The following is a 16,102-nucleotide window of genomic DNA, read 5'->3' as shown; positions in this document are numbered from 1 at the left end:
TCAAAACCCTAGAGACGAGAACAGTCACCTTCGACTCTATCAATAATGCGCTTCAAGATGCCGTATTACTATTTTAAAAATACCACGGTATCAGACAGCTCATTGCCTGCTGGATTGTGCTCAAGTTGATAGTACTGGCGCAGCACTTGTCCCACTTCATCCAACAATTCAGCCAAACTCTCTTCTGTCTTCTTGTTGCTGATACCTGATACTGCTTTTTCGCACATAGCACGCCAGACGGTTGGGCTTACATGAGTGCTGATACCGCGGTCAGCCACAATCTCTAACTGATGCTCGCAGATATTGACATAGATGAGAACGCCAGTGTTTTCTTCGGTATCCCAAACTCGATATTCACTAAACAGATCAATTGCTCGCTCGCGGCAATCCATATGATAAGCGTCTTGAATCGGTAAATGGTTTTCGACAATCAAAAACACCTCACCGCGATGCCCACGCTCAGCGCGTGTCACCTCATCTGTCAGGCGTGCTTTGGCTTCTGCTGTCAGCCACTTGCTATGCAGCAAAGGTACAAACAAGACCTGACGCCACCATCGAGCAAAGCTAGAAGTTGAAGCATGGTTTTCTGCCATTATATTTTTCCTCAATTACGTCATTTTTGATGGTTATTTGGGTCTATTTACTGGGACTCTATTTTTGGCTTTTATTAATTTGAGTCTTTACTAATCTGAGATTCTAATAACTAATCTGGGCTTTTAATAAACAGACACTTACCACGAGCCACCAGCACCGCCGCCGCCGAAACCGCCGCCACCACCACCAAAGCCGCCGCCACCAAAACCACCACCGCCAAAGCCGCCACCACTACCCCCACCCATACCGGGTAAGAAAATCATACCACCGCCTCTACGCCCACCTTTACCGCCGCCGCCTTTGCCACCACCGCCGCCACGGGAAATCAAGAACATCCATATAAATATCGCCATGATCAATGTCATAAAAAAGCCGCCGCCAAGCGCTAACGAACCGGCGAAAAAGCCGCCTGCCGTGATAATAGAACCAAATACTCGGCCTAAGATGTTGGTAATAAAACTGCCAAATATCATCGCCATAATAAATAAGAAAATAGGTGATGGTAGCTCATCTGAGCCTTGCACGGCACTACGCTCATCAGCTTGCGCATCAGCACGCGCCAATACCTCAGGGTCAGCCGTTAGACGTGTCTTGAGTGCATCCACGCCAGCCAGTATTCCAGCACCATAGTTGTTTTGCTTAAATAATGGTGTGATGTCCTCACGGATAATACGATTGACCGCAGCATCTGGCAATACACCCTCTAACCCATAGCCTGTGAGGATATACATATCACGGTCATTGACAGCGACCACAATCAGCAGACCATCATCGATAGCTTCATCACCCAGTTCCCACTTTTCAGCAACTTGCAATGCATAATCAAATATTGGTACGCCATTGGTAGTTGGTACGATGACCACTGCTGCTTGTGCTAGACCCTGCTGATAAATGCTTCGAAGCTGCGCTTCTAGACGTAGCTTTTCTTGGGGATTTAAGATATTGGCCTGATCAACGACTGGTTCATTGAGTATCAACTTATCAGCGTCAACACCCTCGGCACTGGAGCGTACAGGTGGCTGAGTGGTTGTTTGAGCATTGGTTGTACTATTTGCTGTGTTTTGGTTATCTGCGTTTTGATTGATAGCGTCGTTGCCGAGCACCGCTTCATTGATGGCGTCGTTATTTAATACGGCATCATTAATTGCTTCGTTAGACTCGCCTGCTTTAGCAACGGCCACCAAATCTTCGACACTACGGTTTTGCAGATCCGAGGTGCTATCTGTCGCCACCGCTGTATCATTGGGTGCAGCGTGCAATGCAGGCACGCTGACGACACCTAACGTAAACAGTAATGCTGATAAGATTGCTTTTGAATTATTCATCTAATCTATACCACCTCAGATAACATCTTTACCAATTGATAGACTCTAGCTAATCCTCATTGAACCATTAGCTAAATGAACAGAGCTGCCTATGCCGCTCTGTCGTCACGTTCATTCTAAATTTTATTCAGCTGAATTTTCTGCAGAGTCGCCAAAATCAACACTTGGTGCGGTTGAAATCGCTTCTTCGTTTGCTACACTAAAGTTGGGCTTAGTGTCCATACCAAATACTTTTGCAGTGATATTGGTTGGGAACTGGCGCACAGTGGTATTGTAGCCTTGCACTTCTTGGATATAGCGGTTACGAGCAACCATGATGCGATTCTCAGTCCCTTCTAGCTGCGCTTGCAGATCTTGGAACAGTGCATCTGATTTTAGCTCAGGATAACGCTCAGACACAGCCATCAAGCGTGACAATGCGCCTGTCATTTGATCTTGCGCAGCAGCATAACGCTCCATTGCTTCTGGGTCATTGAGCACTTCAGGCGTCACCGTGATGCCGCCCGCACGTGAACGTGCCTCCGCCACTTGGGTGAACACCTCTTGCTCTTGTTCAGCATATTGCTGTACGACTTTGACTAAGTTTGGCACCAAATCACTGCGGCGCTGATATTGGTTGACCACTTCTGACCATGAAGCAGTGACCTGCTCGTCTTGCGCCTGAAGATTGTTATAACCACAGCCGCTGAGACCGACAGTAGACGTCGTCAATAGTGCTGCTAGTACCATCGGCTTCATAATAGATTTACGCGTCATCGTTGTTTCTCCTAATAATGATAAATAACAAATATCTGGTAACACGTTTTTTAATAATTTTTTTGCGCTTATGCCTTCACAATCATCTAACGGTCATATGCGTTCTATATTTTGTATTAAAGGCACGTGCTTGTAGCTTTTATATCTACAGACACAACATGAAAAACCACTCATGCATATTGCTCAGTCTTATAAGCTACAAGATATACTGCTCATAATGACGCTATCATGATGCTTTTACAATTGACCGTTACCAAAACACAACCGCAACAACTGGGTGTCATTTTTTTGGTTATACCTTTATGTAGTGCTATTACTATTTAGATAGACTAAAGTTTATTAAATGGATTGCCAGCTCATAAATTCGCTTCTTTATTAAGGCTAATGATGCATAAATCGATGGTCCAAAAATAAAACTTATCCGTCCATACACAAAGAAATTTCTAGTAATTGGTACAAAAATATGGCAAATTGCAGTTACGTAGCCGTACGGTTTGAATACATTTGGTAGTGGACTTATAGTCTGATACGTATTAGAGAATTCATAATTGTGATAAAAAACAGTTACTCACTCTTAGATACTCCACTAATACATTCAATCCGCCATACCAGCAGTGTAGCCAATCGGGACGGCTCATAGCAAATTAAATACCCTCATCATAAGGAGTATTTAATTATATAACCGCCTGTTTTATCCGCGGACTTATAACTCATCTCATTCATAACGTGATGATAGGACACCGCAGTAGTTGAGGCTGTAGAACAATCAAACACACAGCTGATATTAATGCTATCAATGACAAGCGCTATAAAAATAGTCTGTGTCACTGATGAAGCCAAGCGGATAAATACAGACAACTACAGTCCATTCTTGGTGGCTAAGCACGTATGAGACTTAACTAATATAAATATGAGTCGATGCAGATAATTTAACTGCTTAACTTAAATAAGTAAGTTAACCAGTTAATTTACTCCTAGCATACAGAGCCACCTTGAGACAGTACTAGGAATATACATATGGAAGGTTTAGTTAACTTAGTAAACGGAATTATCTGGAGCCCAGCACTGATCTATCTGTGCTTGGGCGCTGGTCTGTTCTATTCCATCATGACGCGCTTCGTACAAGTACGTCTATTCGGTGAAATGATCAAACTACTATTCACTGGTAAGTCCAGTACTGATGGTATTTCGTCATTTCAGGCACTAGCCGTTTCCCTCGCAGGACGTGTGGGTATGGGTAACATCGCTGGGGTAGCTGCTGCTATCGGCTTCGGTGGTCCAGGTGCTGTATTTTGGATGTGGATCGTGGCGTTCTTAGGCGCGTCTACTGCCTATGTCGAGTCTACCCTTGCACAGATTTACAAAGAAAAAGATGTGGTAACTGGCGAATATCGCGGTGGCCCTGCTTATTACTTTGAGCGTGCCCTTGGTCAAAAATGGTACGGCATCCTCTTCGCCATCGCTTCTATTTTATCATGCGGTATGTTCTTACCTGGCGTACAGGCCAACGGTGTTATCAGTGCATTCGCACAGTTAATGGGCGAAGGTACGATCATGAACATCGGTAGCCTAGAAGTTGGCTCTATGCGCTTGGTTGGCTTGGCCATTATCTTAGTCATCTTAGGTGTCATCATCTTTGGTGGTATTAAGCGTATTGCAACCTTTACTGAGTTTGCCGTACCTTTCATGGCTTTAGGTTATATTGCCCTAGCGCTAATCATCATGTTCAGCAACTTCAGCTTGATTCCAGATGTATTTGGTATGATCGTTGGTGATGCATTCACTGCACAAGCAGGTTTTGGTGCTGCGATCGGTTGGGGTGTGAAACGTGGTATCTACTCTAACGAAGCTGGACAGGGTACAGGTCCTCACGCTGCTGCTGCTGCTGAAGTTGAGCATCCATCACAGCAGGGTCTCGTTCAGGCATTCTCAGTATATGTTGATACATTGCTAGTATGTTCTGCTACTGCATTCATGATTTTGTCTACTGGTATGTACAACATTCAAGGTACGCTACCAGATGGTCAGTTCATCGTACAGAACGTTGCTGCTACTACTGAAATCAATGCTCCTGCGTTCACGCAAATGGCAATGGAATCTGTATACGGTACGTTTGGTAATGCCTTTATCGCAATCGCTGTATTCTTCTTTGCCTTTACAACAATTCTGGCTTACTACTACATCGCTGAAGTAAACGTCGCTTACTTGACACGTTTCCTTGGTCGTAGTGCGAACAGAACTGGTCTATTCCTAGTGAAAGTGCTTATCATGGCGATGGTTGCTTATGGTGGTCTTAACTCAGCTGGTTATATCTGGGCAATTGGTGACATTGGTGTTGGTCTTATGGCTTGGCTCAACATTGTTGGTATCCTTGTTATCTTTATCGTGGCTCGTCCAACGCTTACCATGCTTAAAGACTACGAAGCACAACGTAAAGCTGGTGTGGCACGTTACAGTTTTGATCCTGCAAAATTCGGTATCAAAAACGCACCTTATTGGGAAGAGCGTCATCTAGCAGACCAAAAAAGAACGAATGTAGACCCACTACGTAAGTAATAGAGATAATATGCGCTAACGTAGCTACTGCTCAATCTTATTCAGTCTTCCTAAAAGCCCGAGGCAATGGTCTCGGGCTTTTTTATTGCAAATAAATAACGCAGATTTTTAAGATACCGCTGCTACGCGCCACCATCTTATAGGCACAAAAAAGCCCAGCATTATAGCTAGGCTCTTTTACTCTTGTTAAGTCTCAGAGTGACTTAACTAAATATTAATCTTACTCAGGCATCAATACTGTGTCGATTGTATGAATCACGCCGTTGCTTGCCATGATATCAGTACCTGTGATGTTGGCTGTGTTACCAGTCGCATCAGTAATAACATTGTCTTCGCTGATTGAGATGGTTTTGCCGTTCGCCGTTTCGATATCGGTACCATAAGGGATGTCAGCTGCTTTCACTTCCATTGGAACAACGTGATAAGGCAATACGGTTTTTAATAAGTCTTTATTAGCCAATAGCTCGTCTTTGGTCACGCCTAATTTTTCTAATACAGGGGCAAATGCATCATCAGTTGGCGCAAATACAGTGTATTTGGTGTCTTCCATCAACATGGTGTCAAGACCCGCTGATTTTAGTGCCGCTGTCAAAATAGTGAGATTGTCATTGTTTGCAGCGATTTCTGCGATGGTTTGTGTCGCTTCCATGTTCATGTCATCTGCCATTGGCTCGGCTTCAACCATTGGATCGGCTTCGGTCTCTGCTACTGGCTCAACCACCACTTCTTCAGTGGTAACTTCAGGCTCAGCTGGATCTGCGACTGTTTCAGTATCGTTACATGCTGCTAATGACATGGCTGCTGTTACTACTGCGATCGATAATAAATTCTTCTTTAACATGGGTCATTCCTTTTTAATAATTGGATGTCTGGTTTGTCTAGCGAATAACTGTCTTTACTACATGAATAGCTGACGCTAATACGTATATCAATAATTGACATTTTTTAGCTATAGACAATTTACTGTAAGTAAACTGATATTCGCTATATCAATAGTTTCAATTCTAACGATTTAATTTTTAATTGATACTTACTTAAGTAGTAGCACTGTATCAATCACGTATATACCATTGTTCACTTGTATATCGGTTATTGCGATATATGAAGGGTCGCGCTTATTGGTCATGCTCACTCATTAAAATAGGCGTTACTTATATCTAAATCATGCCAATTAAATACTAAAACAGCCGTTATCTAATGAAAAATTCATCAAATAATGGCTGCTCACTAAATCTTCATAATACAAAAAATAATTATTTTTTAATGAAGCTTATTTAGGTAGTAGCACTCTATCGATGACATGGACAACGCCATTGTTCGCTGGGATATCTGTTTTTACAATATTGGCAGTGCGGCCGTTTTCGTCCATCAACTTACCTTGATTCGTCACCATTAGCGTGTCTTTGCTTGCGGTCATGACATTGCCAGGTTTGACATCTTTGGCATACATGGCCATGTCGCCACTAACTACGTGATACCCTAAAACTTTGGTCAACAGTGGCTTGTTTGCAAACAATTGCGCTTTGGTCATGCCTGTTTCTTGTAGCGCTTGCATAAATGCAGCGTTGGTTGGGGCAAATATGGTGTAGTGAGCGTTAGGATCAGACAGCATACCTGCTAGACCTGCTGCTTGTACGGCTTCTACTAAGACTGAAAAATCAGAATTACTTTGAGCAACTTGTACCACGTTCATTTTTGCCATAGTTTGGCTATGCATTGGCGGCTTCATATCTGCGCTTTTTGCTGGCATCATATTGTTACAAGCGCTTAAGCCAGAGATAGAGATAGCTAGCGTGCCGATAGTCGCAATTTTAGTGAGGTTCATAACATTATCCTTAATGATTGAGTATGTATTCGCTTATTGTCTTACAGGTTATATTGTCTTCTAATATCAGTTGCTCGTGCTGTCCAATTCTTATCTTTTTGATAAGCAACATCTAGATGGACCAACAGAACAATAATAACTTTTTGCCCATAAGTGACTTATAAGCAAAACTTACAAATACCTAATTCTCCTGAAATAAAATTAACATGTAAGACTGCTTTATCAACCTGCCTTTACGCAACTTTTTGTAGTACCGGTGTAAACTCTGTCGTACTTTTAAACATAAGCGTTGGCTTTCATTTGCATAAGCAAAGCTTTATGTAACCCATAAACGAAATGATATTCATTTATGCACATATTCTTTACGAAACAGAATTTAATGCTATGCTCAGCAGTTCAATGAATAGGTATCTGCTTGTCTATGGTAAAAGTAGAATGAACAGTATCCATGTGTGCTATATTTTTCATGCTAGAATAATTCAAATTTGATGATTTCCTTTATAAGACTTTGTACTCTATTGGTTTGTTATTCCTTCCTTTTATAATATTGACGATATAAGCAGCGCACCTATGACTCAAACGATGACCTCACCGACCTCTTCTCAATCTGATACTACTTCTGACGCATCATCCGCTGATGACTTTATTTTGACGCCACCTGCTGTCTTTCCTTATAAGGAACAGCAGCTCACCGCGCGCGCCCGTATCACTGAGCAGATGGCTTCACGCATCTTGATGTTGGACGGTGCAATGGGTACGCAGATTCAGACCTATAAACTAGAAGAGTCAGATTATCGTGGTGAGCGTTTTGCCGATATCGACCAAGATGTGCGCGGCAATAATGATTTGCTAGTACTGACACAGCCGCACATGATTAAAGACATTCATCACGATCATCTGTTGGCTGGTGCGGACATTATTGAGACCAACACTTTTAATGGTACGCGTCTGTCGATGGCTGACTATGACATGCAGTACTTAGTGCCAGAGCTCAATAAAACTGCTGCCAAGATTGCGCGCGAGGCGGCTGATGAATTTACCGCCAAGACGCCTGAGAAGCCGCGCTTTGTCGCCGGTGTGGTGGGGCCAACCTCACGCACGTGCTCGATATCACCTGATGTCAATGACCCTGCCTTTCGTAACATTACCTTTGATGAGTTAGTCCTAAACTACCGTGAAGCGACCTTGTGCTTGATAGAAGGCGGCGTCGATCTTATTTTGATTGAGACGATCTTTGATACGCTCAATGCCAAGGCGGCGATATTTGCCATCACGGGTGTGTTTGATGATATTGGCTTTGAGCTGCCTATTATGATTTCTGGTACGATTACTGATGCGTCAGGTCGCACGCTATCTGGTCAAACGGCAGAGGCGTTTTATAACTCGATTCGCCATGCCAAACCACTATCCGTTGGCTTTAACTGTGCGCTAGGTGCTGATGCGCTGCGTCCGCATATTCAAACGCTATCGAACATCGCTGATACTTACGTCTCTGCGCATCCAAACGCGGGTCTGCCCAATGAGTTTGGTGAATATGACGAAACCTCTGAAGAAACGGCTGCGCTGCTAGAAGGCTTTGCCAAAGCAGGAATCCTAAATATCGTTGGTGGCTGCTGTGGTACAACGCCTGAGCATATCCGCCACATTGCAGATATGGTGGCGAACTATCCGCCGCGCGCCATCCCAGAGATTGCGCCTGCCTGCCGACTCTCAGGGCTTGAGCCATTTAATATCACGCCTGATAGCTTGTTCGTCAACGTCGGTGAGCGTACCAACGTCACAGGCTCCAAGAAGTTTTTGCGCCTAATTAAGACCGAAGCCTATACCGAGGCGCTCGATGTCGCGCGCGATCAGGTCGAGGGCGGTGCGCAGATCGTCGATATCAATATGGACGAAGGCATGCTCGACTCGAAGCAAGCCATGATTCACTTCGTCAACCTCGTCTCAGGCGAGCCAGATATCAGCCGTGTGCCCCTCATGATTGACTCGTCTAAATGGGACATCATCGAAGAAGGCCTCAAGCGTACGCAAGGTAAATCTGTCGTCAACTCCATCTCGCTAAAAGAAGGTCATGCTGAGTTCGTTGAGCGCGCCAAATTATGTATGCGCTACGGCGCTGCCATTATCGTCATGGCATTCGATGAAGACGGTCAAGCCGATACCTACGAGCGCAAAATCGAGATATCTAAACGCAGCTACGATGTACTGGTCAACGAAGTGGGCTTCCCTAGCGAGGACATTATTTTTGACCCGAATATCTTTGCGGTCGCCACGGGTATCATCGAGCACAACAACTACGGCGCGGACTTTATCAATGCCACTCGCTGGATCACGGAAAACCTACCGAACGCGATGGTCTCAGGCGGTGTGTCGAACGTGTCGTTTAGTTTCCGTGGCAATCCGATTCGTGAAGCGATCAACTCTGTGTTCCTATTTCACGCGATCAAAAATGGCCTGACCATGGGTATCGTCAACCCAGCCATGCTTGAGCTGTACGATGATATTCCAAAGGAAGCACGTGACGCCATCGAAGATGTCATGCTCAACCGCAATCAAGGCGAAACTGGTCAGGATGCGACTGAGCGTCTGATGACGGTCGCTGAAAACTACCAAGATGGCGGCAAGAAAAAAGACAGCACCGTCGATATGAGCTGGCGTGAGGGTACGGTAGAAGAGCGTATCGCCCACGCCCTCGTCAAAGGGGTGACCACCTTTATCGAAGAAGATACAAAAGAAGCGTGGGAGAAATACCCCAAACCGCTAGAAGTTATCGAAGGACCACTCATGGACGGTATGAATATCGTCGGTGATCTATTCGGTGCTGGTAAGATGTTCCTACCGCAAGTCGTAAAATCTGCTCGTGTCATGAAGCAGTCCGTCGCGTGGCTAAACCCGTACATCGAAGCGGAAAAAGTCGAAGGCGAAGTCAAAGGTAAAGTCCTGATGGCAACCGTCAAAGGCGATGTGCATGATATCGGCAAAAACATCGTCGGCGTGGTACTTGGCTGTAACGGCTACGATATCGTCGATCTGGGCGTGATGGTGCCATGCGAGACCATCCTCGATACCGCTATCAGAGAAAAAGTCGATATCATCGGTCTGTCAGGGCTGATTACCCCAAGTCTCGATGAGATGGTCTATGTCGCCAAGCAAATGCAAGAGCGCGGCATGACCCTACCCTTGATGATCGGCGGCGCAACCACGTCGAAAGCGCATACGGCCGTCAAGGTCGAACCGCAATATCAAAACGATGCAGTCATCTATGTCTCTGATGCCTCGCGCTCAGTCGGCGTGGTAACCAAGCTGCTATCCAAAGAGCACCGTACTGCTCTAATTGATGAAACCCGCGAAGAGTATGTCAAAGTCCGCGAACGTCTGGCGAAGCGTCAACCAAAAGCCGCCAAAGTCACCTATGCTGAATCGGTCAAAATTGGCTTTCAGTATGATTGGGAAAACTATGTACCACCAGTGCCAAATAAGCTGGGACAAGTGATATTGGATGACTATCCAATCACTAATCTGTTGCCATACATTGACTGGACACCATTCTTTATCTCTTGGGGTCTAACGGGTAAATACCCAAAAATCTTGCAAGATGATGTGGTTGGTGAAGCGGCGCGTGATCTGTTTGAAAATGCCCAAGAGCTGCTACACAAAATGATTGAGGAAAAATCAATCGTGGCCAAAGGCGTGTTCAAACTCATGCCCGCTCGCCGTACTGGCTCGGACACGGTGACTGTCTATGACAACGATCCACAACAAGACGGTAAGCCAACGTATCAGTTCGAGCACTTACGTCAGCAAAGCGACAAAGCCAGTGGCAAGCCAAACCTGAGCTTGGCGGACTTTATCTCGCCATCGGAGACGCATACCGATCACTTGGGCGGCTTCACCGTCTCTATCGTCGGGACAGAAGCGCTCGCTGAGCACTATAAAGCGGCAGGCGATGATTATAATGCCATCATGGTACAAGCGCTGTCTGATCGCCTCGCCGAAGCCTTTGCCGAGCATTTGCATGAGCGCATCCGTAAAGACTACTGGGGCTATCAGGCTGATGAGACCCTCACCAATGATGAGCTGATTAAAGAAAAATACGTTGGCATCCGCCCAGCGCCTGGCTATCCGGCTTGCCCTGAGCATACCGAAAAAGGCAAATTGTTTGATTGGCTGGGTACAGTGGACGCTATCGGCACGACGCTAACTGAGAGCTATGCAATGTGGCCTGCGTCATCGGTCAGCGGCTTTTATTATTCGCATCCTGATAGTGAGTACTTCAATGTCGGTAAGATCGGCCGAGATCAGTTAGAGGATTATGCCAAGCGGAAAGACTGGGATATAAAGACGGCTGAGAAGTGGTTAAATCCGAATTTGTAAGAACATACAACTCAGTTAACGCCTAGATCATTTATCGCTATTTTTTGGCTTATTCATTTAACATGATTAAGCCTTTTTATTGTGTCCTCTTCTGTCTGCTCTCAGCAAACTTATCGCTGCACGTATCACAAAATACTTTTATCATTCGCTGCCAATAACCATGTTAAATTATTGTCTATTTTATCCCTTTTATCGTTGTGAGACAGGCTATGAATCAGATTGCATTACTCTCTAGTTGGATTGGCAAAACGTTTGCAATCTGGGCATTGGTCAGTGCTATTTTAGGGTTTGTGTTTCCTACATTTTTTGCCTCGTTGGCATTTTTGATTGTCCCAATTCTTGGCATTATTATGTTTGGTATGGGTATGACGCTCAAAACAGAAGATTTCTTAGAGATTGTCAAACGCCCAAAGCCTGTACTGGTCGGACTGTTGGCACAGTTCACGCTCATGCCGTTGATTGCCTATTTACTGACGGTCATCTTTAACCTTGATCCTTTAATCGCGGTGGGCGTTATCTTAGTTGGCTGCTGTCCGGGCGGTACGTCGAGTAACGTGATTACGTTCTTAGCGAAAGGAGATGTGGCGTTGAGTGTCGCGATTACGTCTATCTCTACCCTACTTGCACCTTTTTTGACGCCTATCCTGTTAAACGTGTTTGCCGGACAGCTAATCGATATTGATTTGGCCAGTATGATGATAACCATTACCAAAATTGTCATCTTACCTATCTTATTGGGTGTTATATTCCATAAGTTTTTGGGTAAAAAAATCGAGTTCGTCACCGAGGTGTTGCCGATGGTGTCGGTATTGGGTATTTCAATTATCATCGCTGCTGTGGTGGCAGTTTCTAAAGCGACCATCTTAGATAGCGGTGCGATTGTCTTTATCGTGGTTGCCCTACACAATATGCTGGGTTATACCTTGGGATACGTGATCGCGCGCTTGTCTGGATTTACGGAGAAACAGCGCCGCGCCATTATGGTGGAAGTAGGCATGCAAAACTCTGGTCTGGGCGCTGCCCTTGCCGCGACTTATTTCAACCCTGTCGCTGCCTTACCGAGTGCGATATTTAGTGTGTGGCATAACTTTAGTGGTGCATTGGTTGCGAATATTTTTGCGAAGAGAGATGGTATGTAGGGGTTTTATTGTTTCACACTAGTCACAAACTCATAAATAATCTTTCTTATAGTATAGTAAACATTATTTTATTATAATTAGATACCAATGTTTATGATGTAGTTAGAATACTATCAATACATAGCATCCGTAATTTTTTTTGTAAAGATGTACTTCTTGAGTTTTATAATAAAAAATTTAATGAGCTAAACTATGAATATTACAGAGATTTGTACTTATCCAGAAAATGATTATATAGAGTATAAGAGTCAATGGTACTGGGAATTGAACGACGAAAATAAAGGAGACTCTAAATCATGGGGAGAGTTTATTAAAGATATACTTGCCTTAGTTAATGCTAATGCAAGAAGTTTTGACAAAAAAAGATACATGATTATTGGTTTCGATGAAGAAAATAAGGAGTTTGTAAATTTTGGACTAACAGATGATATATTTTTGGATCTAAAAGAAAAAATTGAAGAGAAGTTAAAAAAATCTATATTCGACTACAGCGATATAGATATCAATTTTAAAATTGAAAATGAAGGAGGTGAAAACGTCATCCTCTTCGAAATATCACAGCCTTATAAAATTCATTATCTAATAAGAAATATCCAAACAAAAACGATAGATTATCAAAAAAACACTATTTTATATAGAAGTAATGATGGAAATCATAGTGATAGCTTTGATAATGTAGGAGTGATGCCTCAAAAGGACTGCAAGCTTATAGAAGAAAAAATAAAAGAAAAATATGGATTAAATTTTTCCTCTGTAGAATATAATACACTGAGAAATAAAACGATATTTAGTACTATTTATTCATATTTAGAAAAAAATAAAAATTTTAGACTTTCAGATAACTTTCCCAAAAAAAGTTTGGATTCTAAAATATTTTTCGAATTATACGAAATAACAAGCAGTTTAGACAATGATGATAAAACCTACTTTGCTTATATAAGCGATACTAACATAAAAAAATCTATACAAGGTCTTATTGATTTGTATTCAGAGTATGCAACAGCTGAATCAAAAATATTTTTACTTATAGATAGACCAAAGGAGTCATCTTCAGATAAAAGGATAAGATATGTAGAACAGACTTACGATCAGATTATAAAAAATAAACGATACATAAAATTCATCGACGACTTCGGTAGGGATCATCTGTACTCTGAGTATTTAGAGCCTTTAGCATTTGAACATAATTTTCAAAATACAAACAACTTTATCGAAAGCTTTTCCTCTGAAATAGATAAAAATCAGAAAAATATTTATGTCACTGATCTACTCAAACAGTGGTTTTTAAAAGAGAACCATCCACTAATTGTACTTACAGGAACAGGTGGTGTAGGAAAAACAACTGTCGTTAGAAATTTTCTCAATAATAAGTTAAAAGAGATAAAACAAGATTCAAATACTTACGTACTATTTTTAGACTCTGCAAATCTACTTGATAAGATAAAATCTGATAGAGTTTCAACAATTTATGATTTATACAAAGCTGAAATATCTGATACAAGTCAATTTACAGAAGAATTGTTTAAGCTATCTATAGATAATGGTAGTTTTATTATTATTCTTGATGGATTAGATGAAATAATTTCAGGAAGTAGTATTAAATTTAAACTACAAGATTTCTTAAAAACCATATTTGAAGATTACTGCTTCAATTTAGCTAAAACCAAAATAATTGTGACCTGTAGAGATTATATTTGGAATGAGGCGTTCAGCTTAATATCTGAAAGTTATGAGATAGAAGATGTAAAAATAAATCCATTTAATAAAAGCCAAGCGATAGATTTTTTTAAAAGTTGCTTTAAAGATAATGATAAGCTTCAAAGAAAATCAATGAGTATTGTAAATAATATGATTGTTAGCTCTAATGACAAATACTATAATCCCTTTATGCTAGACACTGTTAGAGACTTGGTGTCAAATACTGAGAATAAAGATCAAATAGAAGATATTTTTGAAATTGATAACATTATATCCAGTAACTTTTGTTTAATTAAAAATAGTTACTTAGACTACTTGGTTTATGCTGTCTGTATGCGCGAAGAAAAAAAGACAGGCATCAATTTTAGTAGTCAGGTCAGAGTACTTTGCGAACTAAGTAAAATAAATAAATCTATAGATAAAACTGATTTTTCGTTTGTAGTTAAAAAAATAATACACAATGCTGATGATACTATAATATCTAGACTTTTAAATCATACTTTTATTCAATATACATCTCAAAAATCTATAATAGTTAAATATGACTTTTTGAAAGAATTTTTCACTAAAATATCATCCGCTCAATTCTTATCTGAAGATCATGCATCTTTGGATCTAGATTTATTATCAGCATTATCAAATAAAGTTAGTTACCTTAATCATTTTTCCAAAGATATAGGATCTCGCCTTTTAAACATTGAAATAGAAAATATATTATTAAAAATAATGACTTACATTGAAGAGTTGAATTCAATGATAGAATGTACTGATGATTCCATAAATATAGATAAGTATAGATTCTATATATCTAATTTGTTTATTCTTTATTTAGGGATATTACATAGTAAAGAAATGCTTAAAGATAGGGAGGATCTAAATAAAGCTCTTTTTGATATTTTTGAAAAGCAAAAAAACATCTTATCTAAAGTTTGCTTATATAACATAAGAGATGTAAAAAATACACCAAAAATACTGTTTAATTTTTCTGATACTACAATAGAAGAGTGTTATATAAATAATTATCATAATTTCACAGACTGTGAATTTAACGAAAAAACATTTTTTAAATCTGGAATTATAGGTATTAACTCTACTAGTAACTATAAATCCAATCTAAAGCCTAAAAATATATCTAAAGATATAATAAGAATTGGAAAAACATCTGATTTTATTGAAAATATAGAAAGCTCTCTTAAGGAAAATAGTGATAATAAAAATGAAACCTTGAAAAAATTTATAAGACTGTTTTTTAAAAATGGAAGATTTATGCCTAAAAAGATAGCAGAAATAAACGGTAAGCGCGGTGGAAACCTTTCAAGAAAAATGTTAGAAATACAGGTAATATTGATTCATAGAGACACAAAGTTAAATCAGGAAGAATATAAAATAAATCCTAAGATAGAAACTGATTTATATAGCTTCCTAGATAGCGGTGTAGTAAATCAAAAGATAAAAAAAATCACAAGATCAATGTAAAGATATTTTTTTATTTTTTCGCCGACACTTCTCAGAACAATAAATCACCTGCTCCCAATCTTTCTCCCATTTTTTACGCCATGTAAACGGACGCTGGCAGACGGGGCAGGTTTTTTGCGGTAAGTTTGCTTTTTTATGTGCCATTGTTTGCTCCCATCTACTTTTGACTATTCGTGTTGTGGTTCAATCTTACTTCTGATGCTCGACGCCCTCATACTTCTTAATTCGGCGACACTGGTCTGAGCAGTAGACCATGCTTTCCCAGTTTTTATCCAACTTTTTAGTCCAACTAAACTCACGCTCACAGACGGGGCAGAGTTTTTTTCGAACATTCTTCTTTTTGTGCGCCATACATTTCT

11 protein-coding genes are annotated in these 16,102 nt (G+C 41.2%); 4 read left to right on the top strand and 7 right to left on the bottom strand.

Annotated elements, in window-relative coordinates:
* Positions 1-68: 68 nt before the first annotated feature.
* The 3 genes from BTW00_RS07530 to BTW00_RS07520 form a co-directional block, all read right to left on the bottom strand.
* The gene (locus BTW00_RS07530; RefSeq protein ID WP_075106913.1) at positions 69-593 is read right to left on the bottom strand and encodes a TPM domain-containing protein; all 525 of its coding nucleotides are present in this window, start codon (positions 591-593) and stop codon (positions 69-71) included.
* Positions 594-731: 138 nt separating this feature from the next.
* On the bottom strand, positions 732-1,919 hold the full coding sequence (locus BTW00_RS07525) for a YgcG family protein (RefSeq protein ID WP_075106912.1): 1,188 nt from the start codon (positions 1,917-1,919) through the stop codon (positions 732-734).
* A gap of 123 nt (positions 1,920-2,042) precedes the next feature.
* The gene (locus BTW00_RS07520) at positions 2,043-2,675 is read right to left on the bottom strand and encodes a LemA family protein (protein WP_075106911.1); all 633 of its coding nucleotides are present in this window, start codon (positions 2,673-2,675) and stop codon (positions 2,043-2,045) included.
* A 1,017-nt stretch (positions 2,676-3,692) separates the two neighbouring features.
* Between BTW00_RS07520 and BTW00_RS07515 the strand changes: the two genes are divergently transcribed.
* A complete protein-coding gene (locus tag BTW00_RS07515; RefSeq protein WP_075106910.1) occupies positions 3,693-5,231 on the top strand; it encodes a sodium:alanine symporter family protein in 1,539 nt (512 codons plus the stop codon).
* Between the two features lie 220 nt (positions 5,232-5,451).
* Here the strand turns inward: BTW00_RS07515 and BTW00_RS07510 are convergent, their stop codons facing one another.
* Both BTW00_RS07510 and BTW00_RS07505 read right to left on the bottom strand, forming a co-directional pair.
* Complete coding sequence (locus tag BTW00_RS07510; RefSeq protein WP_075106909.1) at positions 5,452-6,072, bottom strand: fasciclin domain-containing protein; 621 nt, start codon at positions 6,070-6,072, stop codon at positions 5,452-5,454.
* A gap of 429 nt (positions 6,073-6,501) precedes the next feature.
* Positions 6,502-7,056, bottom strand: coding sequence for a fasciclin domain-containing protein (locus BTW00_RS07505; RefSeq protein ID WP_075106908.1), 555 nt, complete (start codon positions 7,054-7,056; stop codon positions 6,502-6,504).
* 570 nt (positions 7,057-7,626) lie between these two features.
* Between BTW00_RS07505 and metH the strand changes: the two genes are divergently transcribed.
* The 3 genes from metH to BTW00_RS07490 all read left to right on the top strand — a co-directional run bounded on the left by metH (position 7,627) and on the right by BTW00_RS07490 (position 15,743).
* A complete protein-coding gene (gene metH / locus BTW00_RS07500) occupies positions 7,627-11,430 on the top strand; it encodes a methionine synthase (protein WP_075106907.1) in 3,804 nt (1,267 codons plus the stop codon).
* Positions 11,431-11,639: 209 nt separating this feature from the next.
* Positions 11,640-12,569: a bile acid:sodium symporter family protein gene (locus BTW00_RS07495; protein WP_075106906.1), complete on the top strand. Its 930-nt coding sequence runs from the start codon at positions 11,640-11,642 to the stop codon at positions 12,567-12,569.
* A 192-nt stretch (positions 12,570-12,761) separates the two neighbouring features.
* Positions 12,762-15,743 carry an NACHT domain-containing protein gene (locus tag BTW00_RS07490; RefSeq protein ID WP_075106905.1) on the top strand — a complete coding sequence of 994 codons (2,982 nt, stop codon included), beginning with the start codon at positions 12,762-12,764 and terminating at the stop codon, positions 15,741-15,743.
* Here BTW00_RS07490 and BTW00_RS07485 read toward each other — a convergent pair.
* Positions 15,735-15,887, bottom strand: coding sequence for a DUF2256 domain-containing protein (locus BTW00_RS07485; RefSeq protein ID WP_075106904.1), 153 nt, complete (start codon positions 15,885-15,887; stop codon positions 15,735-15,737). The genes BTW00_RS07490 and BTW00_RS07485 overlap by 9 nt on opposite strands.
* A gap of 45 nt (positions 15,888-15,932) precedes the next feature.
* Positions 15,933-16,094: a DUF2256 domain-containing protein gene (locus BTW00_RS07480; protein WP_075106903.1), complete on the bottom strand. Its 162-nt coding sequence runs from the start codon at positions 16,092-16,094 to the stop codon at positions 15,933-15,935.
* Positions 16,095-16,102 lie beyond the last annotated feature (8 nt).

Source organism: Psychrobacter sp. C 20.9 (assembly GCF_001921765.1).
Taxonomy (GTDB): Bacteria; Pseudomonadota; Gammaproteobacteria; order Pseudomonadales; family Moraxellaceae; genus Psychrobacter; species Psychrobacter piscatorii_B.
The sequence above is the reverse complement of the archived record's forward strand: the minus strand, read 5'-3'. Positions and strand labels throughout refer to the sequence as shown.

Excerpts from the sequence above, each read along its gene's own strand:
- BTW00_RS07530 (WP_075106913.1), bottom strand. The coding sequence starts at position 593 with ATGGCAGAAAACCATGCTTCAACTTCTAGCTTTGCTCGATGGTGGCGT.
- BTW00_RS07525 (WP_075106912.1), bottom strand. The coding sequence starts at position 1,919 with ATGAATAATTCAAAAGCAATCTTATCAGCATTACTGTTTACGTTAGGT.
- BTW00_RS07520 (WP_075106911.1), bottom strand. The coding sequence starts at position 2,675 with ATGACGCGTAAATCTATTATGAAGCCGATGGTACTAGCAGCACTATTG.
- BTW00_RS07515 (WP_075106910.1), top strand. The coding sequence starts at position 3,693 with ATGGAAGGTTTAGTTAACTTAGTAAACGGAATTATCTGGAGCCCAGCA.
- BTW00_RS07510 (WP_075106909.1), bottom strand. The coding sequence starts at position 6,072 with ATGTTAAAGAAGAATTTATTATCGATCGCAGTAGTAACAGCAGCCATG.
- BTW00_RS07505 (WP_075106908.1), bottom strand. The coding sequence starts at position 7,056 with ATGAACCTCACTAAAATTGCGACTATCGGCACGCTAGCTATCTCTATC.
- metH (WP_075106907.1), top strand. The coding sequence starts at position 7,627 with ATGACTCAAACGATGACCTCACCGACCTCTTCTCAATCTGATACTACT.
- BTW00_RS07495 (WP_075106906.1), top strand. The coding sequence starts at position 11,640 with ATGAATCAGATTGCATTACTCTCTAGTTGGATTGGCAAAACGTTTGCA.
- BTW00_RS07490 (WP_075106905.1), top strand. The coding sequence starts at position 12,762 with ATGAATATTACAGAGATTTGTACTTATCCAGAAAATGATTATATAGAG.
- BTW00_RS07485 (WP_075106904.1), bottom strand. The coding sequence starts at position 15,887 with ATGGCACATAAAAAAGCAAACTTACCGCAAAAAACCTGCCCCGTCTGC.
- BTW00_RS07480 (WP_075106903.1), bottom strand. The coding sequence starts at position 16,094 with ATGGCGCACAAAAAGAAGAATGTTCGAAAAAAACTCTGCCCCGTCTGT.